Source organism: Peptoniphilus sp. DNF00840, assembly GCF_001553125.1.
Classification (GTDB): domain Bacteria; phylum Bacillota; class Clostridia; order Tissierellales; family Peptoniphilaceae; genus Peptoniphilus_A; species Peptoniphilus_A vaginalis.
The window spans coordinates 723-23,920 of the sequence record NZ_KQ960247.1; the positions used below are offsets into that span (position 1 = coordinate 723).

Consider the following 23,198-nt stretch of genomic DNA (forward strand, 5'->3'; position numbering starts at 1 on the left):
GCAGTATATCCACTTAGGTCCAAGCTTGTTAGTTGGTTGTTAAAACATTGCAATTCATTAAGAACAGTATCTCCACTTACGTCCAAGCTTGTCAGTTGGTTGTTATAACAATTCAAATTCTTAAGAGCAATATGTCCACTTACGTCCAAGCTTGTTAGTTGGTTGTTAGGACATTCCAATTTTGTAAGAGCTATGTTTTTACTTAGATCTAAATTTGTTAGTTGGTTCCAATCACAGTTCAAATACTCAAGAGCTGGGTTATCACTTACGTCCAAGTTTGTTAGTTGGTTGTTATCACATTCCAAATCCTTAAGAGCAGTATCTCCACTTACGTCCAAGCTTGTTAGTTGGTCGTTACTACATTTCAACTTCTCAAGAGCAGTATCTCCACTTACGTCCAAGTTTGTTAGTTCGTTGCCATAACATTCAAAATCCTTAAGAGCAGTATATCCACTTAGGTCCAAGCTTGTTAGTTCGTTGTAAGGACAGTCCAATTTTGTAAGAGCTGTGTTTTTACTTACATCTAAGCTTGTTAGTTGGTTGTATCCACATTCCAATATCTGAAGTTCTGTATTTTTACTTAAATCTAATTTTGTTAATAGATTAAATGAACAGGACAATTCTTTAAGTTTTGTGTTATTACTTAGGTCTAAATTTGTTAGTTGATTTCTATCACAGCTCAATTTTGTAAGAGCTGTGTTTTTACTTAAATCTAAATTTGTTAGTTGGTTTTCTGCACAGTTCAAATCAGTAAGAGCTATGTTTTTACTTACATCTAAGCTTGTTAGTTGGTTTCGTTTACAATCCAATTTTGTAAGAGCTATGTTTTTACTTACATCTAAGCTTGTTAGTTGGTTTCGTTTACAATCCAATTTTGTAAGAGCTGTGTTTTTACTTAGATCTAAATTTGTTAGTTCGTTACCACTACAATTCAATTGACTAAGTGCTGTGTTCTTGCTTAGGTTTAATTCTGTTAAGCTGTTTGTAGAACAATCTAAGGACTCAAGATTTTTAAAAAATTCAATTCCTTTTAAAGAAATAATATAAGAAACGGGCACTGAAATGTTTTTAACATTATCACGCTCCTCTTGACTTAAAACTTCATTATTATCTGTATCAAATTTATTTTTTACATACGCCCTAAAATTATTATCAGGAAAGTTTGTCTCATTTATTGCCACATCACCTTCTGCATATGTAGCTATTGGGTTCAGGGATAGGCAACCAATAAACATCACTAGGGTAAGGATAAATCCCATTATTTTTTTCTTATTTTCTTTCATTTTTACCTCCATTTTATTTTTCCCTTTTTATTATCCCTTTTTATTATCCCTTCTTTTATTTTAATTATTTAACTGTATAGATTAAGTGTCATATTTTTATTGCCATCAGTCTCCTTTCAATTCATCGAATTTCCCTTAAATTGTAAGCGTTAACCTTATTCTTGTCAAGCTTATGTTATATGTATTAATACCTATTTATCATAGGCTTTTTTTCTCTACTTTAAGGCATGAGTTAATCTTGTATTTTTGTTCTTTAAACCTTAGATTTTTTCTTACTTATTTTGTCTCTTTAAATTTTTCTTTTCTTTTCTTTCTTTTTTTGTTTCCCTTATGGCTTTTATAAATCTTTTTTATATTTTTCTACTCCCCTTATTTGCCTACAATAAAAAACCAGAGATAAGTTTAATATCTCTGGTTAAAAATCAAATTTCTTCAAGTTAATCTGAAGGATTTGGTCTTTTATCTTTCTCCTAAGTTTTAGGAGTTTTTACTTTTCAATCCATTCTTTGTTTTTTTCTTTTAAGACTTTAAGTACCTTGTCGTTTAAAACTGAAATTGTCACATCAAGGTCGTGGTCTTCTAGGAAATCCCTTATTGTATCAACTGCAACTTCCGCTGCTTCTTCTAATGGATAACCATAGATCCCTGAAGATAGTAGTGGAAATACAAGGGTCTTATACTTGTTTTTCACTGCCAAGTCAAGGGCAGACTTGTAGGCATCTCTTAGGCTTTCTCTCTCGCCTTGTTTACCATCAAAATAAATTGGTCCAACGGCGTGGATAATATTTTTCGCCTTTAATTTGTATCCCTTAGTTACAACAGCTTGGCCAGGTTCTATTGGGGCAAGTTTTTTACATTCTTCTTCCAATTCTTTGTCGTCTGCTCCAGCAAAGATTTGTCCGCAAACTCCTCCGCCAGGTCTAAGCTCTTTATTTGCAGCGTTAACTATTGCATCTACGTCATAATCTAATATATTTTTCTTTTCAATTTGAAAGCTCATTGTAGCCCCCTTTCTTTATCTTACCTAAACTATATACCACATCAAGAGATTTTTAAAGTGCTAAATATAAAATTTTCTCTATTTTATAATTTTTTAAATCAAAATAAAAAAGGCCAGCATAGCCAGCCTAATTTTTTTAATCCTCTGTATGTTTTATATATTTATTTATTGTCATTCTTCTCATTACAAATACTATCACTGCCAAGATGATAAGTCCTATGGGTAGGGTTAGGCTTGGCTTATCAAGTATGCCTGAGATTAAAAAGGCAAAGAAGGATGAAATGCCGACGCTAATTGCATAAGGCAACTGACTTGATACGTGGGCTATGTGATCACACCCTGCTCCTGCTGATGATAGGATTGTTGTATCAGATATTGGTGAGCAGTGGTCTCCAAATACTGAGCCAGAGAATATTGCTGCAAGTATAATTGTCAAGAAGTTCATGTGGTCTGTGTGCATTAGGATTGGCACCATTATTGGTATTAAGATTCCAAAGGTTCCCCAAGCTGTTCCTGTTGAGAAGGACAAGAAGGCACCTACTACAAAGATTATTGCTGGTAGCATCCACATTGGCATTGTTGAGTTTGAAATAAGTGATGCAATGTAGGAGCCTGTGTTTAGGTACTCATCACTTGTGATTCCTCCAATTGTCCATGCTAGGGAAAGGATTACAATGGCAGATACCATTGTCTTCATTCCTTCTACTATCCCCTTCATAAAGTCATCAAATCTTAAAAGTTTTCTTGGTATATAAAGGGCGAAGGAAATTACAATTGCAAAGAAGGCTCCTATTACAAGGGACAAGTTTACATTGGCATTTCCAAAGGCTGCTGCAGGTCCAATGCTATCTGAGAAGAAGCCACCTGTTTTAAGCATCATCATTACTGTTACAAAGATCAAAACTACAATTGGTATTACAAGGTCAAAGACCCTGCCATTTTTTGAATATTCATAACCAAGATCTTCTTTTTCAATTATTCTTGATGTGTCATTTAGTTCATACTTTTCCATAACTCCCATTTCTATATCAGTTGTAGAAAAATATAAAATTAAAATAAGGGTCAAAAGAGGATAGGCGTTCATTGGTATTGTTGATAAGAAGACCCTCATTGGGTTTGCAACTCCTGTGTCACCTATAACTGCAACAACTGATGCCGCCCATGATGAAACTGGTGCCAAGATACAAACTGGCGCTGCACATGAGTCTATTATGTGGGCAAGTTTTGCCCTTGATACCTTGTTCTCGTCAGTAATTGGTTTCATTACTGCTCCTACTGTCAAGCAGTTGAAGTAGTCGTCAATAAAAATTATTATCCCCAAGAAGGCTGAGGCTAGTTTTGCCATCTTCTTACTCTTGATTTTCTTGCTTGCCCACTTACCATAGGCAAAGGATCCTCCTGCCATATTCATAACCATTACTAGGGATCCTAGCATTGCTAAGAAGACTAGCATAAGGGCATTGTCCCCTAGCTTGGTCCCCATTAGTGTAAAAACTGTTTCTAAGGCGGCAATAATATTTCCACCTGAAAAGATAAGTCCTCCAGCTATAATACCAATTAAAAGTGAAGTTATTACTTCCTTGGTTATAAGTGCCAAGGCTATGGCAACTATTGGAGGAATTATCGATAAAAATCCAAATTCCATTTCTTCTCCTTTACTATTTATTCTCTTCTTCTCTCTTATTTTCTCTGTAGATATCCATTACTTCAGAAAAAATATCAGAGCTTGATACTGGCGTATAGGTGATTGCATTGGCTCCTGCTTCTATTGTCTCAAGTATATGCTCATCAGTATGACCACCTGTTGCTATAATTGGAAACTCTTCTCCAAGTAGCTTTCTTGTATATCTTACTAGTTCTGCGGTCTTTTTGCCACCTGCAATATTTAAAACTCTTGCACCAGCTTCAACTTTTCCTTCTATGTCGTCGTACTTTGATATAACTGTAGCTATTACTGCTATGTCAAGTGCCTCGGATATCATTCTGATATTTTCATTAGTCATAGGGGCATTTACTACAACGCCACTGGCACCCAAGAGCTCGGCTTGAAGTCCAATGTTTACAGTCCTAAGTCCTGAAGTTGTTCCTCCACCTATTCCAACAAAAACTGGCACTGACGCAACTTCCATTATAGCAGATACAATTTTTAATTGGGGTGTAAAGGGATAAACAGACATAATTGCCTGAGCATTGTTATTTACAATTATTGGTATATCGTTAGTGAAGATTAGAGATTTTATTCTCTTACCCATAAAGTTAATACCACTTGCCCTATATGTTACTTCGGGTACTGATACCTGTCTTCTTCGTAGTTCTGTTTCAATAGAGGGAACGAATTTCTTTTTTCTTTCTGAGTCTTTAAAGTTTTCCATTTTTACCTCCAAGATAATTATTCATTACTAAACATTTAATAAAATTTTTATTTACTTGTCAATAATATTATAAATAATAAAGCTTTGAAACTATGTTATACTTTCCTTATAAGTTTGAGAAAGAGGTGGGAGAATGCCTGTCAATTTAAAAAAGTTTGGTTTTGAATTTGAAACTTGCGAGGAGAAGGTTGCTTATTCCATAAAGCATGAGGACAAGCCCCTAAAGTTAAGTGAAGATATGACTAAGACCCTGGAGTACCTCCTTTGGTATGTTCCAAATATTAATTCTGCTCAGTCCCAAGAAAATGAACTCACATCATCTCTTAACTTTGAAAATTTTGTCTTTGGTATAATAAAAAATTACATGAATTTAGCAAATAAGGACGTGGCATTTCTCAACTATATAGACCCAGACATTGTAAAATTTTACGACAAGAGAATTTGCCCCCACTCTCAAAAAATTATTTTGACAAAGTCAGAGGGAGAATCAAAAACCGACTGCCTCTTAAGGCACATAAGAAACTCCCTTGCCCATGGCAACTTTAACCTTGTTGAGGATATGCTTGTGGGTTTCGACTACAAGTTTGGTCCTGGTGGGCAAGAAATCTGCACAGGAATTTTTAAAATCTTTCCCAAGAACCTCTTAAGTGGTCTATCAAGTCTTGATGAAGAAGTAACAGCAGAAGGTCTTGCACAAATTGCCCTTCAAAGAACTGGCTACAGGCTAGAAAGATTTAATAACGAGGACAGGGACACCTCCTTTGACTTTTATGTTAAGAAAGGGTCTAAGAGGTACGCCCTAGAAATTAAAAAGTACAAGGACACAGAAGTCTTATCAGAAAGGGAAGTACAAAAGCTCTTGGACAAGTTCTCAGGTCTTTACGAAAGTATAATCCCAGTCCTCTTTGTCAATACCTCTTTCTTGAAGAAGGAAACCAAGGAAAAGTTAAAGAAGGAAAGAGTAATAATCTTGGATATAAAAAATATTCTCAAGATGTTAGAAGGTCGTGATATCTTAGGTGAGATTGAGTCCTATTAATTTTTTAATTTTATAAACTACTTAGGTTTTTATTTTTGACTTCTTAGTTGATTTTAAATTTTCATTTTTTATTTATTAGTTGATTTTAAATTTTTTCTCTTGACCTATGACTTAATAAAGTATTGCAAGCAAAAAGGATGCCCACACTGAACTAGGCATCCTTATTTTAATGTCACGTAAATTGTTGTAAGTATTCCGATAAAGTTTGCGAGATAAAACTTCTTCTCGCGAGTCTTGTGACGGAAAAATTCCATTCCTGCAAGACCACCAAGACCTGCCACAAGAGAAAAGATTAAGAGAGTCTTCTCGCTTATCCTCCACATCTTGTGCTTGGCCTTAAACTTATCCAAGCCGTAAAGAATAAAATTCATTAGGTTTAAAATTATAAGTATATAAATATTTTCCAATTAAATCATCCTCAACTTATAAACTACAAATTATAATAACACAAGTTGAGGATGAAATTAAATTTTTTCTGACTAGGTCTTACTCCATCATTTCAAATTTAGCAGCACCAGCTTCAAACTTTTCATTTTCTAAACTTTTAACTAAGTTGTCAAAGTCCTCTTGGCTCTTCTTATAATCATTAACTTCTTTCCCATACTTTGTTTTTAAAATTTCATTGGCAAGGTCCTTATCAATTGAAGTAAAATATAGGTCTTCTCCTGAATACCAAACTTCTTCTGCATCAGTTAAGACAAGTAAGACCACTCCATTTATAAATCCTGTCTTGGAGGACTCATCTTTGCTTGCTTTTGCTTTGCCACTTAATTTAATTTCCAAAGCCTTATCTTTTATCTTTACATCTTCAAGCTTATAAGGTCCCCAGTCAATGCTTGCAACTAATTTTTCTAAACCCCTTTCATTAGATAGGTCAGTCTTCATAGAGTAAAGAGATTTATTGCCACAAGCAGTAACGAAAAACATCAAGGTCACAAAGCTAAGTAAAATTTTGTAAACTCTCTTCATAAATACATCTCCTTTAAACTTTATTACTTTATCTAATTATACTACCCCCACCTCTAGCTAATCAACAAATATCAAATTTTCAATTTTAAAGCATAATAAAACTGCCAAGTTTCCCTGGCAGATAAATTAATTTTATTTAAAATACTGAAACGTAAGCGTCTTTTTTATCTAAGATAAGCATGTAACCTGGAGCGTGAGTAATCATAATTTCAGGTTTAGATGCCATAGCAACTGCTTGAGGTGTTACTCCACAAGCCCAGAATACTGGCACTTCCCCTTCTTTTATTTCACTTCTTTCACCGAAGTCTGGCTTATCAATATCCTTGATTCCAATTACAGATGGGTCACCAATATGAACTGGTGCTCCGTGAGTTGCTGGAAATCTTGCAGTAACAGTTGTTGCTTTTACAACATCCTTATAAGGAACTGGTCTCATAGATACAACTGTGTTTCCATGGAAGATGCCAGCTGGTTCTGTTGCAAGGTTTGTTATATACATTGGAACGTTGTGCTCATCTTCAATGTGTCTTACTGGTATGTCAGCTTCTAACATTGCTTTTTCAAAGGAGAAGGAACAACCAATAACGAAAGTAACAAAGTCATCTTGCCAAACGTCTTTAAGGTCCTTAACTTCTTCAACAAATTCACCATTTTTATATATCCTATACCTTGGCACATCTGTCCTTATGTCTGCACCATCAGCCATTATCTTTGTAAGAGGGCTTCCTTCGTCTAGAACTTCAAGTATTGGACAAGGCTTTGGATTTCTTTGAGCAAATAATAAAAAATCGTAGGCATATTTCTTTGGAAGGATTGCAAGGTTAGCTTGTAGGTAGCCTTCACTCATGCCTGAAGTTGGAAGATCAACTTCTCCCTTTCTAATAAGTTCTCTTACTTCTCTTGGGTGTAATTTACCAAGTTCACTTAGCTTCATATTACAGACTCCTTCTTAATTGTTTCAAACTTATTCTTGTAGTCAAGAGTTGCCTTTTGTGCTTCTTCGATAGTAACTTTTTGGAATAAAACTTTATCTAAGAAGGACATTTGAGCAAGCTTATAGAGGTCTGGTGTTATTACGTTACCAATCTTTGTATAGCCACCAGTAGTTTGTCTATCTGCAACTAGGATAATTGGTTGACCATTTGCAGGTACTTGGATTGAACCAAAAGTTGTTCCGTCAGAAATAATATCTGCAGTTTCCTTGTGTTCAATTGAAGTTCCCTTTAGTCTAATTCCCATCCTGTCAAAGTCTTTAGTCACTTGGTAACCACCTGACCTAAATAGGTCGTGGATTCCCTTTTCAGTGAAGTAATCATCTTGAGGTCCAAGAACAACTCTTAGAAGGTTGCAGTGGTTAAACTTAGGGAGGTACTCTTCAGGTATCCTTCTCATTGTCTTATCCTTAGATTTTATAATATTCAAAGTGTCCTTTGGCTTTAAGGCTCTTCCGTCAATTCCACCCATTTTTGTCTTGATGTGAGTTGACTTTGAACCATTGACCACTGGTACATCTATAGAACCACCAAAGGCAAGGTATCCTCTAACACCTTCATTAACCTTGCCAAATTGTAAAGTGTCTTCAGCCTTAAGCTTAATAGTTTCAAACATTGGTGCAGGCTGACCATTTATTTTTGGATTCATATCTGAACCTGTTATTGCAAGTGTAAGATCTTCGTTAAACTTAAGAGTAGGCCCGAAATAAGTCATTTCAAGGACAGCTTCATCAAGCTTATTTCCAACTAAGATATTAGCAAGTCTGTAGTTGTAATCATCCATGACACCTGATGTAGGTATACCTAGTTCTTGATAGCCATATCTACCAGAATCTTGAATTGTTGTGAGAATCCCACCGTTAATTACATCAATACTACTCATGAAGATCACCCCTCTTTACCTTCTTAATTGAAACCTTGTAGGTATCTTTTTCCACTTCATCTTTGATCCTGTCATATTCTTTTTGATCTATTGAGATATACCTAATGTAGTCACCAGCTTGGATGAATACAGGTGGTTCTTTAGTGTCATCAAAAAGCTTTAGTGGAGTTCTTCCTATTAGTTGCCATCCTCCAGGTGATTCAAGTGGGTACATACCAGTTTGATTAGCTGCTATACCAACTGAACCTGGTTCTATTTTTAATCTTGGGCTCTTTAATCTTGGAGTTGCAATTCTCTCATCAAGTCCACCAAGATAAGTAAAGCCTGGCATAAAGCCCATCATATAAACTAAATAATCTGTTCCAGAGTGAATCTTTATAACTTCTTCTTTAGATAATTTTGCGTTTTCAGCTACAAAGTCAATGTCTGGACCATATTCACCGCCATAAAGTGTTGGGATTTCAATAAGTCTAACTTCGTCACTTTGTTCCCCTGAGTCAGTCTTGCTAAGTCCCTTTAAGGTATCCACCATTTCGCCATAGGAAATCTTTACTGGGTCATAATTAATTAAAACAGACCTGTAAGTTGGCAAAATGTCCAAGATACCATCAATATTTTTCTTTTTTAAACTTTCTACAACTGCGGCAATTCTGGCGTTTATTTCTTTTTCAATAGTGTCGCCAAATTCCATAACTATGGCAGAGTCACCAGCAGTTAGAAATTTTATTTTATCATACATTTTTTGCTCCTATACTTATGTCAAAATATCTCTTATTAACCAAATAATTTTCCAAGGTTTGCGATTACAGTTTGTGCTCCCATAAAAGCAGTTACTGCTACTACTATCCAGCCTAAGATGAAAAGAGCGTTAGAGTGAACATAGTCGCCAACGATTTTCTTGTTCTTAGATGCAAGTAGGATTACTGCAAGTGTAATTGGAAGGATAAATCCGTTAAGTGTACCAACTACTACTAGTAGAGTTTGTGGTTGTCCAATAAAGATAAACATAATTGTAGAGATTACGATAAAGGCAATTGTAACCATATTTTCGTGATCAGCTACGAATTTGAATAAAGTCTTTAGGAAAGATACAGAAGTATATGCTGCACCTACTACAGAAGTGAAGGCTGCTGCTGCAAATACAAAACCAAAAATCTTATAACCAACAACACCTGAAGCTGCTAAGAAAGAAGATGCTGCAATATTATCAGGATCAATTTGTGCTCCAGCCATCTTTGTTACACCTAGGATTGCAAGGAATAATAAGACTCTTACTACGAAAGCTACGCCGATACCTAGAGAAGCGGATTTAGTTACTTGGTTTAGATTTTCTTCTCCAGTGATACCTGCGTCAATAAGTCTGTGACCACCTGAGAAAATAATGTAACCACCAACAGTACCACCAATAAGTGTAAGTGTTGGAGAAATAATGTTGTTAAATCCACCAGATGGGCTAACAGATGATTTTAGAGCTTCACCTACAGGTGGTTGTGTCTTAATTGCTACAAAGGCAATTAGGATAATCATAAGTGCACCAAGCACTTGAGTTACTCTATCCATGATAGAAGATGCTGACTTTGATGAGAAAAGGATAATACCAATAACTCCACCAATAGCTGCACCAATTTTTACGTCTACACCAAAGATAACGTTAAGTCCAAGTCCTGCTCCACCAACGTTACCAATGTTAAATGCCAAGCCGCCAAGAGCTACTAAGAAGGCAATTACATATCCAAGACCAGGTAGTACATTGTTAGCAATGTCTTGACCTCTCATCTTAGAAACTGCAATAACTCTCCAAACATTAAGTTGTGCAATGTAAGAAAATATAATTGAAATTAAAATTACTGCTGCGAAGTCTGCTCCAATTTTTGTAGTAAATGTTGCAGTTTGTGTCATAAATCCAGGTCCTATGGCAGATGTTGCCATTAGGAAGGCTGCCCCTAAAAGGACAGACAAATTATTTTTATTGTTACTCATTTCTTCCTCCTAAATTATAAAAAACTAATTAAAGGTTTTATTTCAATACCTTCAGCCTTAAGTCCTTCACGAATATTCTTTACGAATTCAAGAGCTTCTGGATTATCTCCATGAACGCAAATTGAATCTGCTACTATATCAATTTCTTTACCATTAGCAGTTACTACCTTGTTGTCTTTGATCATCTTAACAACTCTTGGTATTGCTTCCTTTGGATCCTTTACGAAGGCTCCTGGTAGAGATCTATTAACTAGAGTTCCATCTTCGTTGTATCCTCTATCAGCGAAAACTTCTTGTGCAACTCTAAGTCCTCTTCTCTTACCTTCTCTAGCTATGTATGAGCCACTAAGAACCATTAGAATTAAATCTTTGTCAAATTCTTCAACTGCATCTAAAACTGCATTTGCAAGTTTTTCATCATTACAAGCTGTGTTATAAAATGCACCGTGTAGTTTCATATGTTGAAGTTTTTTGCCGTTAGCCTTTGCGAAAGCTGAAAGTGCTCCAACTTGATAAAGCATATAGGCTCTCGCTTCTTCTGGAGTCACTGCTAGTTTTCTTCTGCCAAATCCCATTAGGTCTGGATAGCCTGGGTGTGCTCCAATTTCTACTCCATTATCAGCTGCCGCCTTACAAGTAGCATCCATAATAAGTGGGTCGCCAGCGTGGTAACCACATGCACAGTTAATACTAGTAACATATTTTACAATTTCTTGGTCCATACCCATCTTATAGGCACCAAATGATTCACCAATGTCACTGTTTAAATCTACAAAATATTGCATTTGTTTCCTCCTTCTGTTTTATAAATCATTGCAATAATATGCTTAAATTATATTCCTGTGCTAAGAAAAAAGCAAACCTTTTCTTACCTAAAATTGTAATAATTTTAAAAGTGTTAATGGCTAAAAAAGAAGAGGCCGAAGCCTCTTCTCATATAAGTTTGTCAAGTTTTTCTATAATGTGTTTTTTGTACTCTATAAATTTTTTATCTTCAAAAAAGTTTTCATCAAATTCTTCTTTGATTTGTATTTCTTCTATGATTGTTCCTGGATTTTTCCCCATGATATAAATTCTGTCTGACAACTTAACTGCCTCTTCTATGTCGTGGGTTATAAAAATTGTTGAAATTCCAATTTCACTAATTATATTCTTGTACCACTTGTGGATTGATGCCTTTGTTATTGCATCAAGGGCAGAAAAGGGTTCATCGAGAAGGGCAACTTCATTGGAAAAGACATAGGTCCTAAGAAGGGCTGCACGTTGTGCCATACCACCAGAAAGTTGTGAAGGAAATTTTTCTTGGCAGCCTTCCAGTCCAAAGTCACCAAAGAGTCCTCGCACTTCTTCCCTGGCTTCTTTTTTCTTTTTGCCACGAAGTACTAGGGGCAGAGAAACATTGTCGATGATTGTCATATAGGGTAGGAGCATATCCTTTTGAAGCATATAGGAAATATTGCCTGCCTTACCTGTGACGTCTTCGCCCTTTAGATAAACTTTTCCTTCATCTGGCCCTAAGAGTCCTGCAATAATATTAAAGAGTGTTGTCTTACCACTGCCAGAAACTCCCACGAGAGAAACTAATTCTCCCTTATTTAATTTTATGTTTATGTCCTTTAAGACTAACCTGTCATTAAAGGACTTATAAACATTGTCTACTCTTAAAATTTCTATTTTTTCACTCATTTTAATTTTTCTGGATTTACAAAATCGTCAGTGAATCCAAAGTTCTTTGGAATTTCTTTGTCGATTAATTTATTTTTCCATAACCATTGGTAGAAATTGTTCCATCTATCTGGATTAATTTGTCCAAAGTATTTTGCGTCATCTTGATACTTGTCAGCAAGATATTCCATTCCCTTTTCTACAAGGTCCTTGTCAAGTTCTGGATTTATCTTAACTAAGATATCTGCTGCTTCCTTTGGATTTTTTGCTGCATATTCATAGCCCTTTACGAAGGCACGCATAAATCTCTTTGCCACATCTTCCTTGTTCTTTAAGAAGTCGTTGTTTGCAATAAGGATTGGTGTGTAGTAATCAAAAACTGGACTAATATCTCTAAATGCGAAGTAGTTAATTGGCACATTTTCCTTTGCTGCAAGAACTCCGTCAACTTGGTAGAATACCCAAACTGTATCTATCTTTCCACTAATTGCTTGAACTGCATTTACAACATTTTCTGGAAGAAGTTGAACCTTAGAGAAGTCTCCACCATCGTCTGTTATTACTTGTCTTAGGATTGCTTGCTCAATTGGAAGTCCCCAAGTTGCATAGTTGTGTCCTTCCATGTCCTTTGGTCTTTCAATTCCCTTATCCTTTAGAGAAATAATTCCTGAAGTGTTGTGGTTAATAATAGCTGCCACAGCTGTTACTGGAAGTGGGTCATCACTAGCAAAGGCTGGTGCAATTGTATCTTGGTAAGATACTCCAAAGTCAGCTTTACCTGATGCAACTAGAGCTTCAGCACCATTAGCTGGTGGTTGGTTTACTTCTACTTCAATGCCTTCTTCTTCAAAGAAGCCTTTGTCCATAGCAACATAAAGACCTGCGTGGTTTACGTTAGGTTCCCAATCAAGTAGGAAACTTACCTTTTCCTTTGGAAGCTTCTTAGCTTCTTCTGATTTTTTTTCTTCTTTCTTGCCACATCCTGTTAGAAAAAGTCCAACAAGGATTAAAATTAATAGTTTTCTTAAATTTTTCATTTTGCCTCCGTCCACGGCATTACCCTTCTTTGTATAAAGCTAACTAACTTCATCAAGAAAAGTGAAATCGCCGAAATTAAAAATATAACTGCAAACATCTTGTCAAAAGAGTAATTTTTTTGAACTCTTATCATATAAACTCCAAGTCCCTTGTAGCCACCTAACCATTCGGCAATAACTGCTCCTACAACTGAATAGGAAACAGCAATCTTAAAGGCAGCAAAAAAGTTTGTAAGACTTTCTGGAAACTTAATGTACTTATAAATTTCATACTTGCCAGCTCCCATGGCCTTTAATAATTTTGTCTTGTCTGGATCAACTTGCTTAAAGGCTTCGAGAAGGGATACTGCAATTGGAAAGAAAGTTCCAATTACAATTAGGGCAATCTTTGGCATAACACCATAACCCATCCAAAGGACAAGTAGGGGTGCAATGGCAACTGTTGGAACAGTCTGACTAATTACTAGGATTGGATAAAATGCTGAATAAAGTGTGTCTGATAAATCCATTAGTAGTGCCACAAGAAATCCTAAAGTAACACCAACAGATAAACCTAAAAAGGCTTCTGTCAAGGTTGTCCCCATGTGGGATGAAATTGTTGGAAAGTCATTTACAAAGGCCTTTACTACATCAAGTGGTTTTGGAAGCATAAAGGCTGATATACCACCATAAGTTGTTGCAAAGTGCCAAAGGACTAAAATAATTACTATCAAAGAAGCTGCTGAGATATTATCCTTGATACTTACCTGTTTTTTCTTCAATTGTTAAAATTCCTTTCTCAGAATAGAAGGTCTTGGAGTAACAAGCCACTTGTTCTGAAATTTCTCCCGCTAACTTTACACAGTTCTTTAAGATCTCAAAGGCCTTGTCAAAGTCGTCTAACTCTATAACTGTTTCAAAGGGAGTGACTACATAGTTAACTTCTTCGCTTTGAATATATTCTATAACCCTATCCACTACTTTGACTACTGACTCTGTAGTTCCTTCTTTAGTAGTAGGTAGGATCTGTATCGCTACTGATATTTTCATCTTAACCTCCTTATAAAAATTTCCAATAAAAAAAGCCTCTAGAAATAGAGGCAGCCTTCCCTAGACAGCATTACCTGTCCCGGTCCATAGGGTTTAAGGATAAACCTATTCTCAGCATGCGCTCCCCTGATAAGTTAATTATAAGCATAAGTTTTCCTTATTACAAGGAATAAAGGCAAATAAAAAACTAGGCCACATGGACCTAGGTCTTATTCAATGACTAATAATTTTTCTTCACTTGCTTTTTTATCTTTTGCTTCTGGCTCTTCTTCAATTTTTCCAAAAGGCATTTGTGCTACAAGCTCCCAATGTTCTGGAAGGTCATAGACTTCCTTAACCCATTCATCAATCACTGGGTTGTAGTGTTGGATGCTGGCACCAATTTCTTCATCTCTTAATGCTTGCCAAAGATTTAGTTGAAGCATGGCAGCTGAATGATGTCCCCAAGTTTCAAAATAATCTCTGTATGATGACATATTTATCTCTTGATCCCAAATTTCATTCATATCTATAAAGAAGAGGGCTGTTCCCTTGGCATGATAAAAGCCATGAAACTTCTCTTTATTAATAGACTTGTCAAAAGTTTCATTTACTCTTGTCCAAAAGTCCTTGGACTTGTCATCAAAGAGTAATACAATCCTACTTGTCTCTGCATTCATATGTGATGGTGTAGCATTCATTACATCTTCAACAAGATATTTTATTTCTTCATTTGTAAGGTCAACATCTTCTGACAAGTTGTAGTAGGATCTTCTCTTCTTAATTATTTCTATATAATCTTTCATAATTCACCTCGCAAGTTTTTTATATATCTTAGTAAAGTCTTACCCTGAAAATTTATTCTAACCTACCGCCCTTGGTGTAAAGCTTGTAGTAGTAGGACTTTGCTTCCATTAGTTCCTTGTGAGTCCCTCTCTCAACAATTCCATCCTTAGTCATCACTAGAATTAGGTCTGCGTTTTGTACTGTTGTTAGCCTGTGAGCAATTGTAAGTGTAGTCCTTCCCTTGGATAATTTTTCGATAGAGTCTTGAACAACAACTTCTGACTTGTTATCTAGGGCTGAAGTGGCTTCGTCTAAGATTAAAATCGGCGGATTCTTTAAGAAAACTCTAGCAATAGAAATTCTTTGCTTTTGTCCTCCAGATAGTTTCACTCCACGTTCTCCCACATAGGTATCAAATCCATCTGGGAGATTTCTTATAAAATCGTAGGCTCCTGCAAGCTTGGCAGCTTTTATGACTTCATCATCACTTGCTCCCTCCTTACCGTAGGCAATGTTATCTCTAACTGAGCCAGAGAATAAATATACGTCTTGTTGAACTATTCCAATGTTCTCTCTGAGAGATTTTATCTCCACATCCCTTACGTCAAGACCGTCCACCTTCACTGCTCCCTTGTCTACGTCGTAAAATCTTGGAATTAAATTGCAAACTGTAGTCTTGCCTGCCCCACTTGGACCAACTATGGCAAGCTTTTGTCCCGGACTAATGTGAATTGAAAAATCATCTAGGACTTTTTCTTCATCTTGTCCATAAGAAAAGTCTACGTGGTCAAAAGTGATTTCACCTCTAAGGCTTTTAATTTTTATAGCGTCTTTCTTGTCCTTGATGTCAGACTCAATAGACATTATTTCTGAAAATCTTTCAATGCCTGTCATCCCCTTTTGGAATTGTTCTGTAAATTCAATAATTCTTCTAACAGTTGCAAGAAGTGATTGAACATACATTACATAAAGTATCAAGTCTTCTGGACCAATTTCTCTCTTCATAAGGAAGTAGCCACCAGATACAATTAAGATGAGATACATTAGACCGTCAAAAATTCTGTTAATTGTGTTGAAGCCAGCCATGGACTTGTAGTATCTCTTCTTTATGCCCAAGAACTTGTTGTTCTCATAAGTGAACTTTTCCCTTTCAAGGTCTTCCTTGGCAAAGGACTTGACCACCCTTATGCCAAGAAGGGAGTCTTCAATAGCTGAGTTCAAATGACCAACGTGAACTCTTTGGTCCTTCTGTGCCCTTCGCATCTTGTTCCTAAAGTGACCGGAGAAGTAAATCATAAGTGGAATCATTAGATAAATCAAAAGAGTCATCTTTACGTTGAAGTGTAAGAGGATAAGTAGGGAGACAATTATTTTTATGACTCCAATAAAATATTCTTCTGGGCAGTGGTGGGCGAACTCTGTTATGTCAAAAAGGTCGTTGGTGATCCTTGACATAATGACTCCCACCTTGGTCTCATTGTAAAAGGTGTCTGAGAGAGTTTGAAGATGAGAGTAGAGGTCTCTTCTCATATCTGTTTCGATCTTGGCACCCATGATGTGACCAATGGATGTCATAAAGTATTGAGCAACAACTTCCACTGTCTTAACTCCTAAATATATAAGGGCAAGCTTCGTGATGAAGTCGAAGCTAATAGAAGCAAGGTCCTTCATCCCCTTGTTAGTAAGAGCCCTTAAGATAAGTGGAAGAATCATTTCGCTGGCAGTTGTTAGACCTGCACAAAATAAATCGAGAAAAAGTGTTAACCTGTACTTGTAGAAGTAGGGTGCAACTTTTTTTATTAAATTTTTATTTTTCATTTCTCCTCCTTCTATATAAAATTTATTTTTTAAACTATCTAATTATATGATAACACAAAAATAAAATCCTTTAAAAGTCTAGAAAATAACCTCACTTGACATAAAAATTCAAACAACTTATAATTTGATAAGACTTACAAAGGAGATTTTAAATTGGAAAATAAAAGTAGCGCAGGCTCACGAATTGCAAAGTCCACCCTTGCCATTACTGGCTTCCTTCTTGTGGGTAAGGTCTTTGGATTTTTTAGGGAGTCACTTACAGCTTATGTCTTTGGTGCAGGCACGGAAATGGATGCCTTTTCTCTTGCTCAAGCAGCCACAGCAATGATAGCAAGCTTTGTCACTCAAGCAATAGCAACAACTTATATACCTTCTGCCCAAAAGGCAGAGAGCGACCATGGACCAAGTAGGAAAAATTATTTTACTAACAACCTTTTTATGGTTACTTCCCTTGTGTCCCTTGTCCTAATTATTCTTGGAATTTTATTCCCAAATCAAATTGCACTTTTATCTGCATCCCAAGCTGATCCAGAAACCTATGCAATTGTTGTTAAGTTAATACAAGTTGGAATGCCCGTAGTTTTATTTTCATCTTGGGTTGGTGTAATGGAAGGCTACCTCCAACACGGTGGCAAGTTCGCAGCAACTGGTGCCATTGCAATACCACTTAACTTAACCTATATAGTTTATTTAGCCCTCTTCTCCCACCACGTTGGGATAATAGGACTTACAATTGCATCAGTATTAGGTATCTTGGCACAATTTTTATTCCTACTACCTAATGCGATAAAAATTGGTTACAGACCAAAGCTTCTTGCAGACTTTCAAGACAAGTATGTTAGGGAGGCAATTGTCCTTGCCCTTCCAGTTTTTGTTTCTGTATCAGTAAATGACATTAACACAATTGTTAATAGAAACCTTGCATCAGGTATGGGACAAGGTGCAGCATCAATTTTATATTATTCAAACAAGATGAATACCATGATAATTGGAATTTTTATCACAGCCATCACTGCCATAGTCTTCCCTATCCTAACAAGGACTTTGGGATCTGGCGATATGAAGCGTGGTAAAAAAGTTATGAATGCATCAGTTAAGACTGTTTTATTTATAACTGTTCCTGCAACAGTTGGCCTAATTATCTTGGCAAGACCTATAATAGAAATTGCCTTTGTGCGTGGTTCCTTTACTGCGGCTGATGGTGTGGCAGCAACATCAACTCTAAGATGTTACTCACTATCACTTATTTCAATTTCTGTTATCAACGTCTTAAATAGGATTTACTATTCTATTGGGGACACAAAGACACCCTTCTATGTTGGTGTAACTAACGTAATTATTAACGTTGGTCTAAACCTCTTAGTAGCAAGACACTTTGGTACAAATGGACTGGCAGCATCAGTTTCTATTGCCACAACAATTGCAGTTTTCATTTCCTTTATACTTTTGAAGAAAAGAATTGGAAATCTTGGAATAAGATCCTACATCAAGGCTCTTATAAAGACTGTAATGGCATCCCTTGTAATGGGAGCAATAACTTTAGCTTACTTCCCTTATGAAAAACTCATAATGTCACTAACATCTGGCGGAGTCCAAACACTTTTAAGGTTGGGATTCTTGATGGTAGTAGTTACTATTGCAGGAACCTTTTATGTCTTCTGCCTCTACAAGTTAGGAGTTCGTGAAGTGAGAGATGTGGTTGGCATAGTGAGAGAAAAGCTTGAACATAGAAAGCTTAAATCTATAGAAAATTAAATTTTAAAATTTATAAACAAGGCTCGAGTCATTGGGTCTTGTTTATTTTTGTAATTTTATTAAAATTTTATACAATTAAAGTAGTCGTTTGATAATTAAGTGGTATAATATTAATAAATTGGAGGTGTTTATATGAAGGGCACAAACTATATAATTGCCGTCATTGTAATCGTTTGCTTGATTTTTTGGAGAAAGTCCATTGTCAAAAAGAGAAAGAAGGCTCAAAAGTCAATTGACACATCAAGTAAGGCTAAGAGTAATTTTAAAAAAGAAGAACTACATAAGATGAGTGAGGCAAATTCATCTGAAGAAACTTCTAGTGACAAGGTCCCTGAAGTAAAAGAAAAGGAAGTCTACGATAGATCAAGGAAAAAGGATCGTGGCAAGAAGAGACGTCAAAAGAAAAATACAAACTCCGCTATTGATGAAATAAAGAAAAAGACTGAAGAAGTAGAAGAAAAAACTGAAGTCGAAGCTAAGAAACTCGAAACAAAAGCAGAAGCTAAGCTTGAAGATGTAAAAGAAGAAGTTAAAGACTTTAAAGAAGAAGCTGAAGTCAAATTTGAAAAAGTTACAGAAGAAGTCAAGGAAAAGGCTCAAGATGTAAAAGAAGAAGCTGAAGCTAAGACTGAAGAAGTAAAAGCTGAAACTCAAACTAAAGTTGAAGATGTAAAAAAAGAAGTAAAAGAAGAAGCCAAAGAGGTCAAAGAAGAAGTTGAAGTTAAGGCTAACGAAATAAAAAAGGAAACTGACGTCAAGGCTGATAAAATTAAAGAAGAAGTAAAAGAAAAGGTTCAAGATGTTAAAGAGGAAGTTAAGGAAGAAAAGTTAGAATTTGAAAATAAAATTGCAAGCACTGGCAATTATCCTGATCTTATCGCTTCCATAAAAAATAATCCTTGGACATCAGATGACTTAAACACAAAAGTCAAGTTTGAAGACACGATGAAAAAAATAACTTTAAGCGAAGAAGAAATTACAGACCTACCACTTGATCAAATCAAAAGTTCCCTAAGTCCTGAATCCCTTGCAGACTTTTTAAACATAACATCAACAAAGCCAACAATCCTAAAGAGAAAAGAGGACACATCCTACGAGTTCACAACAAAGGATAAGGAAGAAGTTAACTTAATCAAGAAGAGGTATGGACTCCTCGATAGAGAAATCGACAAGATAACATCAATCCTAATCTTTGACAAGGAAGGACAAAAGTTAAAAGAAGTTAAGGATGTCTTGGCGGAAGGGAAAAATAGAATTTACATGGAAACAAAATTTTAGTAGAAAATAAAAGTCATACTTGTATGGCTTTTATTTTTTTGAAAAATTTTATAAGATATATTAATGTACTAATAAAAAAATTTTTTAAATAAAAAATTAAAGAAAACTTTGAAGTTTTTTTACTTTTTTGGTTTAAAATAAATCCAGGAGATAAAAATGGAAAACATAAAAAAATTAGAAGAAATTATCAAGTTCTTAAGTGAGAACACGAGATTTCTAGAAACAAAAAACTTCATACAACATGGAGACACCACTGTCTATGCCCACGTAATTGCTGTGGCAAAAAAATCTATTGAAGTGGCAGAAAAATATAACTTAAATGTGGATATGGACTCAATGATTAGGGGAGCACTCCTCCACGATTACTTCCTCTATGACTGGCACGACGGCAAAAGGGAAAGATGCATTCATGGCTTCACCCATCCCATGAAGGCCTATCGCAATGCCAAGTCCGAGCTAAATCTTAATAGGATTGAGAGAGACATAATTATCAAGCATATGTTCCCCTTGACTCCCCTTCCACCAAGGTACTTGGAGTCTTGGATTGTAACTTACTCTGACAAGTACGTCTCCCTTGCCGAAACTCTTAGGGGCATACCTGTAAAAGTTGGGTTGGTGAGACCATGAGATACCAAGAATTCTACTTAATATTCTTTATCTACTCCTTCCTTGGCTGGTTTTGGGAGACCTTCCCTTGCTCTGCCATTGAGTTAGATAAAATTCACAACAGGGGCTTCCTCTTGGGACCCATTTGTCCCATCTATGGTTTAGGAGCCAGCCTTTCCTTTGGATTTTTGAAAAACTTTGAGTCAAGCCTTGAAATTTTTATTTACTCAGCCTTTTTGTCCTGCCTCATTGAGTACATCATTGGCTACCTCTTGGAAAAATTTTTCCATAAGCGTTGGTGGGACTACTCCAACTACCCCTTCCAAATCAAGAGTAGAGTTTGCCTCTACGGTCTTTTGATCTTTGGTCTGGCAAATATTTTAATAGTCAAGAAGCTCACTCCAATTTTGCTCTTCTTCTTGTCCCTATCAAGTGACAGGCTTCTTACTTCACTTGTGATATTTTTTGGAATCTTATTTGTAGTAGACTTAGCCTTGACTCTAAATCATTTAGTTGACGGCTCTCTTGCACTTGACAAAATTTATGAGGTCATAGATGAAAATTTAAGTGACTACTTTGATGGCCTTAACGAGTCTGAAAGACTTGCAAATTTAAAAGTTCTAGAGGAATCAAAGAAGTTTAAGACCAAATTTTTAAACTTTAACTCCAACCTCAAGGAGAGAGAAGAAAGTATTAAAAAATTAATAAGACAAAAATGAGACCCCTTTGATAAGGTATCAAAAGAGGTCTCTTTTCTTTGTCTAAAAAAATTAATTTATTCAATTTTTCCCGTGAACTCATATAAATTTATGACTTCAAATTTTTTACAAAGTCATTGTAGCTTATGACTTAAATAATTTTTACAAAGTCATCGTGATTTATAAATTCATAAATTTTCATCAAGTCATTATTTTTCACAACTTAAATAAGTTTCATAAAGTCATAAACTTTTACAACTTCGTCTTTTATCCCAAGTTCACAAAAAATTTATCTCCTAATACTTCCATCACTTCCATCAATTGTTATGATGTCTCCAGTTTTTATAAGCTTAGTAATGTCCCTTACCCCAACAATGGCTGTCTTGTTGAGAGCAATTGCAGAGACAGCTCCATTGGAAGTGAATCCTGCTTCTTCTGTAACAAAACCAGAGGACCTTTCCATATAAGGAATCATTCTGCCATCAGTTCCATTGCAGATGATTATGTCCTTAGTCTCGAAGTTCGCTTCTAACTCTTCAAAGGTATTGGCAACAACTGCCCTTGCCTTTTTCTTTTTCTTACCTATAGGTGTTCCCCTGCCTAAGATCTCTGAAACATTTTCAATCTTCAAGAGGTTAGTTGAGCCAGCAATTCCTGTAGGCACTCCTGCAGTGAGGACAACTAAGTCTCCAGATTTTAAAAATCCCTTCTTCACAGCAATTTCCATAGAAGCATCAATTAGGTTGTCTGTGTCTTTAAAGTTAAGAACCTTAACAGGTCTCACTCCCCAAACCAAACTAAGTTGGTTTTTAATTTTTTCAAAGGGAGTTGATGCAATAATTGGAGTCCCTGGTCTAAATTTTGCAATAGCCTTTGATGTGTTACCTGATGTTGTTGCAGTGATGATGGCATTAGCGTGGAGGTCTCTTGCAATAACGCAGGCAGACCTTCCAATGGAGTTGGTCATAGAATTTTCCACGTCCTTGATCCTGTTTTCCAAAATTTCGTCATGGTCAACTGTGGACTCAGTGTATTCTATTATTTTTCTCATAGTTTCCACTGCCTCTACAGGATACTTGCCACTGGCAGTTTCCCCTGAAAGCATAACTGCACTTGTCCCATCGAGGACTGCATTGGCAACGTCATTAGTTTCGGCACGGGTTGGTCTTGGGTTTCTTATCATTGAATCAAGCATTTGTGTTGCAGTGATTACTGTCTTGCCTACAACGTTACATTTTTTTATAATTTCCTTTTGAACTATAGGGACAGCTTCGGTTTCTATTTCCACTCCAAGGTCTCCCCTAGCAACCATTATTCCATCTGAAACTTCTATGATTTCATCAATTAACTCCACAGCCTTTTGGGACTCAATCTTTGAAATAATTTTTGTTGTGTAGTCCCTTTCTTCTTCAAGGACCTTCCTTATGGCAAGGACATCATCCCTTGACCTGATAAAGGAAGCTGCTATAAAGTCTACGTCTTCTTTAACTCCAAACTTTATGTCATCAATGTCTCTTTCAGTTAGGGCAGGAAGATTGATGTCAACTCCAGGCACATTGACTCCCTTGTGAGAAGAAATCACTCCAGAGTTTTCCACTTCTGTAATAATTTTTTCTCCCTCAATCTCCTTTACAAGAAGTTCCACAAGTCCGTCGTCAATTAAAATCTTGTCGCCAGCCTTTACATCCTTGTAAAGTTCTTTATAGGAGATGCTGGCAATAGACTTGCCGCCTATAAGTTCCTCAGTTGTTAGGACGAATTCATCTCCAATTTCTAAAGTGACTTCGCCATCAACATCTCCTAACCTAATTTCTGGCCCCTTGGTGTCAAGCATAATCCCAAGAGGAAGGTCCATTTCCTTCCTGAGTTTTTTAATTCTGTCAATTTTTATCTTGTGCTCTTCATGGCTTCCATGTGAGAAGTTAAGTCTTGCAACGTTAACTCCCTCGTTGAAGAGGATTTTTAAAGTTTCTTCACTTTCACTTGCCGGCCCAATAGTGGCAACAATTTTTGTATTTTTCATTTTCCA

General features: G+C 36.1%; 23 protein-coding genes. 5 read left to right on the forward strand and 18 right to left on the reverse strand.

The window, feature by feature from the left end:
• The 4 genes from HMPREF1864_RS08650 to HMPREF1864_RS07330 form a co-directional block, all read right to left on the reverse strand.
• The coding region (locus HMPREF1864_RS08650; protein ID WP_369817842.1) for a leucine-rich repeat domain-containing protein at positions 1–1,283 on the reverse strand (1,283 nt) is incomplete at its 3' end.
• Positions 1,284–1,770: 487 nt separating this feature from the next.
• The gene (locus tag HMPREF1864_RS07320) at positions 1,771–2,283 is read right to left on the reverse strand and encodes a macro domain-containing protein (protein WP_062572135.1); all 513 of its coding nucleotides are present in this window, start codon (positions 2,281–2,283) and stop codon (positions 1,771–1,773) included.
• Between the two features lie 136 nt (positions 2,284–2,419).
• The gene (locus HMPREF1864_RS07325) at positions 2,420–3,928 is read right to left on the reverse strand and encodes a Na+/H+ antiporter NhaC family protein (protein ID WP_062572136.1); all 1,509 of its coding nucleotides are present in this window, start codon (positions 3,926–3,928) and stop codon (positions 2,420–2,422) included.
• Positions 3,929–3,941: 13 nt separating this feature from the next.
• Positions 3,942–4,655, reverse strand: a complete 714-nt coding sequence (locus tag HMPREF1864_RS07330; RefSeq protein WP_062572137.1) for a hypothetical protein — start codon at positions 4,653–4,655, stop codon at positions 3,942–3,944.
• A 133-nt stretch (positions 4,656–4,788) separates the two neighbouring features.
• Here HMPREF1864_RS07330 and HMPREF1864_RS07335 point away from each other — a divergent pair, with 133 nt between their 5' ends.
• Positions 4,789–5,694, forward strand: a complete 906-nt coding sequence (locus tag HMPREF1864_RS07335; protein WP_062572138.1) for a restriction endonuclease — start codon at positions 4,789–4,791, stop codon at positions 5,692–5,694.
• A gap of 161 nt (positions 5,695–5,855) precedes the next feature.
• Here the strand turns inward: HMPREF1864_RS07335 and HMPREF1864_RS07340 are convergent, their stop codons facing one another.
• The 13 genes from HMPREF1864_RS07340 to HMPREF1864_RS07400 all read right to left on the reverse strand — a co-directional run bounded on the left by HMPREF1864_RS07340 (position 5,856) and on the right by HMPREF1864_RS07400 (position 16,832).
• Positions 5,856–6,101: a DUF1294 domain-containing protein gene (locus HMPREF1864_RS07340; RefSeq protein WP_062572139.1), complete on the reverse strand. Its 246-nt coding sequence runs from the start codon at positions 6,099–6,101 to the stop codon at positions 5,856–5,858.
• Between the two features lie 79 nt (positions 6,102–6,180).
• The gene (locus HMPREF1864_RS07345) at positions 6,181–6,663 is read right to left on the reverse strand and encodes a hypothetical protein (protein WP_062572140.1); all 483 of its coding nucleotides are present in this window, start codon (positions 6,661–6,663) and stop codon (positions 6,181–6,183) included.
• 136 nt (positions 6,664–6,799) lie between these two features.
• On the reverse strand, positions 6,800–7,597 hold the full coding sequence (locus tag HMPREF1864_RS07350; protein ID WP_062572141.1) for a putative hydro-lyase: 798 nt from the start codon (positions 7,595–7,597) through the stop codon (positions 6,800–6,802).
• Positions 7,594–8,538, reverse strand: coding sequence for a 5-oxoprolinase subunit C family protein (locus HMPREF1864_RS07355; protein WP_062572142.1), 945 nt, complete (start codon positions 8,536–8,538; stop codon positions 7,594–7,596). Before HMPREF1864_RS07355 ends, HMPREF1864_RS07350 begins: the two co-directional genes overlap by 4 nt.
• Positions 8,531–9,277 (reverse strand): 5-oxoprolinase subunit PxpB, encoded by a 747-nt coding sequence (gene pxpB, locus HMPREF1864_RS07360; protein WP_062572143.1) that lies wholly within the window; start codon positions 9,275–9,277, stop codon positions 8,531–8,533. Before pxpB ends, HMPREF1864_RS07355 begins: the two co-directional genes overlap by 8 nt.
• Positions 9,278–9,312: 35 nt before the next feature.
• Positions 9,313–10,518, reverse strand: coding sequence for an NRAMP family divalent metal transporter (locus HMPREF1864_RS07365; RefSeq protein WP_062572144.1), 1,206 nt, complete (start codon positions 10,516–10,518; stop codon positions 9,313–9,315).
• 14 nt (positions 10,519–10,532) lie between these two features.
• Positions 10,533–11,303 (reverse strand): LamB/YcsF family protein, encoded by a 771-nt coding sequence (locus tag HMPREF1864_RS07370; RefSeq protein WP_062572145.1) that lies wholly within the window; start codon positions 11,301–11,303, stop codon positions 10,533–10,535.
• A 148-nt stretch (positions 11,304–11,451) separates the two neighbouring features.
• Positions 11,452–12,204, reverse strand: coding sequence for an ABC transporter ATP-binding protein (locus HMPREF1864_RS07375; protein WP_197415090.1), 753 nt, complete (start codon positions 12,202–12,204; stop codon positions 11,452–11,454).
• A complete protein-coding gene (locus tag HMPREF1864_RS07380) occupies positions 12,201–13,220 on the reverse strand; it encodes an ABC transporter substrate-binding protein (RefSeq protein ID WP_062572146.1) in 1,020 nt (339 codons plus the stop codon). Before HMPREF1864_RS07380 ends, HMPREF1864_RS07375 begins: the two co-directional genes overlap by 4 nt.
• Positions 13,217–13,981, reverse strand: coding sequence for an ABC transporter permease (locus tag HMPREF1864_RS07385; protein WP_062572147.1), 765 nt, complete (start codon positions 13,979–13,981; stop codon positions 13,217–13,219). Before HMPREF1864_RS07385 ends, HMPREF1864_RS07380 begins: the two co-directional genes overlap by 4 nt.
• Positions 13,950–14,249: a thiamine-binding protein gene (locus HMPREF1864_RS07390; RefSeq protein WP_062572148.1), complete on the reverse strand. Its 300-nt coding sequence runs from the start codon at positions 14,247–14,249 to the stop codon at positions 13,950–13,952. Before HMPREF1864_RS07390 ends, HMPREF1864_RS07385 begins: the two co-directional genes overlap by 32 nt.
• A gap of 209 nt (positions 14,250–14,458) precedes the next feature.
• Entirely contained in the window at positions 14,459–15,034 is a 576-nt protein-coding gene (locus tag HMPREF1864_RS07395) for a nitroreductase family protein (RefSeq protein ID WP_062572149.1), read from the reverse strand.
• Between the two features lie 52 nt (positions 15,035–15,086).
• Complete coding sequence (locus HMPREF1864_RS07400; RefSeq protein ID WP_062572150.1) at positions 15,087–16,832, reverse strand: ABC transporter ATP-binding protein; 1,746 nt, start codon at positions 16,830–16,832, stop codon at positions 15,087–15,089.
• A gap of 153 nt (positions 16,833–16,985) precedes the next feature.
• On the opposite strand from HMPREF1864_RS07400, the gene murJ reads away from it, so the two are divergent.
• The 4 genes from murJ to HMPREF1864_RS07420 all read left to right on the forward strand — a co-directional run bounded on the left by murJ (position 16,986) and on the right by HMPREF1864_RS07420 (position 21,190).
• Complete coding sequence (murJ, locus tag HMPREF1864_RS07405) at positions 16,986–18,587, forward strand: murein biosynthesis integral membrane protein MurJ (protein ID WP_062572151.1); 1,602 nt, start codon at positions 16,986–16,988, stop codon at positions 18,585–18,587.
• A gap of 132 nt (positions 18,588–18,719) precedes the next feature.
• Positions 18,720–19,865: a hypothetical protein gene (locus HMPREF1864_RS08545; RefSeq protein WP_062572152.1), complete on the forward strand. Its 1,146-nt coding sequence runs from the start codon at positions 18,720–18,722 to the stop codon at positions 19,863–19,865.
• A 156-nt stretch (positions 19,866–20,021) separates the two neighbouring features.
• Positions 20,022–20,492: an HD domain-containing protein gene (locus HMPREF1864_RS07415; RefSeq protein ID WP_156435965.1), complete on the forward strand. Its 471-nt coding sequence runs from the start codon at positions 20,022–20,024 to the stop codon at positions 20,490–20,492.
• Positions 20,489–21,190 (forward strand): putative ABC transporter permease, encoded by a 702-nt coding sequence (locus HMPREF1864_RS07420; RefSeq protein WP_062572154.1) that lies wholly within the window; start codon positions 20,489–20,491, stop codon positions 21,188–21,190. The genes HMPREF1864_RS07415 and HMPREF1864_RS07420 overlap by 4 nt, the downstream gene beginning before the upstream one ends.
• Positions 21,191–21,458: 268 nt before the next feature.
• Here the strand turns inward: HMPREF1864_RS07420 and pyk are convergent, their stop codons facing one another.
• Positions 21,459–23,192 carry a pyruvate kinase gene (gene pyk, locus HMPREF1864_RS07425; protein WP_062572155.1) on the reverse strand — a complete coding sequence of 578 codons (1,734 nt, stop codon included), beginning with the start codon at positions 23,190–23,192 and terminating at the stop codon, positions 21,459–21,461.
• Between the last annotated feature and the right edge of the window lie 6 nt (positions 23,193–23,198).

Excerpts from the sequence above, each read along its gene's own strand:
- HMPREF1864_RS07365 (WP_062572144.1), bottom strand. The coding sequence starts at position 10,518 with ATGAGTAACAATAAAAATAATTTGTCTGTCCTTTTAGGGGCAGCCTTC.
- pyk (WP_062572155.1), bottom strand. The coding sequence starts at position 23,192 with ATGAAAAATACAAAAATTGTTGCCACTATTGGGCCGGCAAGTGAAAGT.
- HMPREF1864_RS07330 (WP_062572137.1), bottom strand. The coding sequence starts at position 4,655 with ATGGAAAACTTTAAAGACTCAGAAAGAAAAAAGAAATTCGTTCCCTCT.
- HMPREF1864_RS07380 (WP_062572146.1), bottom strand. The coding sequence starts at position 13,220 with ATGAAAAATTTAAGAAAACTATTAATTTTAATCCTTGTTGGACTTTTT.
- HMPREF1864_RS07325 (WP_062572136.1), bottom strand. The coding sequence starts at position 3,928 with ATGGAATTTGGATTTTTATCGATAATTCCTCCAATAGTTGCCATAGCC.
- HMPREF1864_RS07335 (WP_062572138.1), top strand. The coding sequence starts at position 4,789 with ATGCCTGTCAATTTAAAAAAGTTTGGTTTTGAATTTGAAACTTGCGAG.
- HMPREF1864_RS07390 (WP_062572148.1), bottom strand. The coding sequence starts at position 14,249 with ATGAAAATATCAGTAGCGATACAGATCCTACCTACTACTAAAGAAGGA.
- HMPREF1864_RS07375 (WP_197415090.1), bottom strand. The coding sequence starts at position 12,204 with ATGAGTGAAAAAATAGAAATTTTAAGAGTAGACAATGTTTATAAGTCC.
- HMPREF1864_RS07400 (WP_062572150.1), bottom strand. The coding sequence starts at position 16,832 with ATGAAAAATAAAAATTTAATAAAAAAAGTTGCACCCTACTTCTACAAG.
- pxpB (WP_062572143.1), bottom strand. The coding sequence starts at position 9,277 with ATGTATGATAAAATAAAATTTCTAACTGCTGGTGACTCTGCCATAGTT.
- HMPREF1864_RS07420 (WP_062572154.1), top strand. The coding sequence starts at position 20,489 with ATGAGATACCAAGAATTCTACTTAATATTCTTTATCTACTCCTTCCTT.
- HMPREF1864_RS07395 (WP_062572149.1), bottom strand. The coding sequence starts at position 15,034 with ATGAAAGATTATATAGAAATAATTAAGAAGAGAAGATCCTACTACAAC.
- HMPREF1864_RS08545 (WP_062572152.1), top strand. The coding sequence starts at position 18,720 with ATGAAGGGCACAAACTATATAATTGCCGTCATTGTAATCGTTTGCTTG.
- HMPREF1864_RS07370 (WP_062572145.1), bottom strand. The coding sequence starts at position 11,303 with ATGCAATATTTTGTAGATTTAAACAGTGACATTGGTGAATCATTTGGT.
- HMPREF1864_RS07355 (WP_062572142.1), bottom strand. The coding sequence starts at position 8,538 with ATGAGTAGTATTGATGTAATTAACGGTGGGATTCTCACAACAATTCAA.
- HMPREF1864_RS07345 (WP_062572140.1), bottom strand. The coding sequence starts at position 6,663 with ATGAAGAGAGTTTACAAAATTTTACTTAGCTTTGTGACCTTGATGTTT.
- HMPREF1864_RS07350 (WP_062572141.1), bottom strand. The coding sequence starts at position 7,597 with ATGAAGCTAAGTGAACTTGGTAAATTACACCCAAGAGAAGTAAGAGAA.
- HMPREF1864_RS07415 (WP_156435965.1), top strand. The coding sequence starts at position 20,022 with ATGGAAAACATAAAAAAATTAGAAGAAATTATCAAGTTCTTAAGTGAG.
- HMPREF1864_RS07320 (WP_062572135.1), bottom strand. The coding sequence starts at position 2,283 with ATGAGCTTTCAAATTGAAAAGAAAAATATATTAGATTATGACGTAGAT.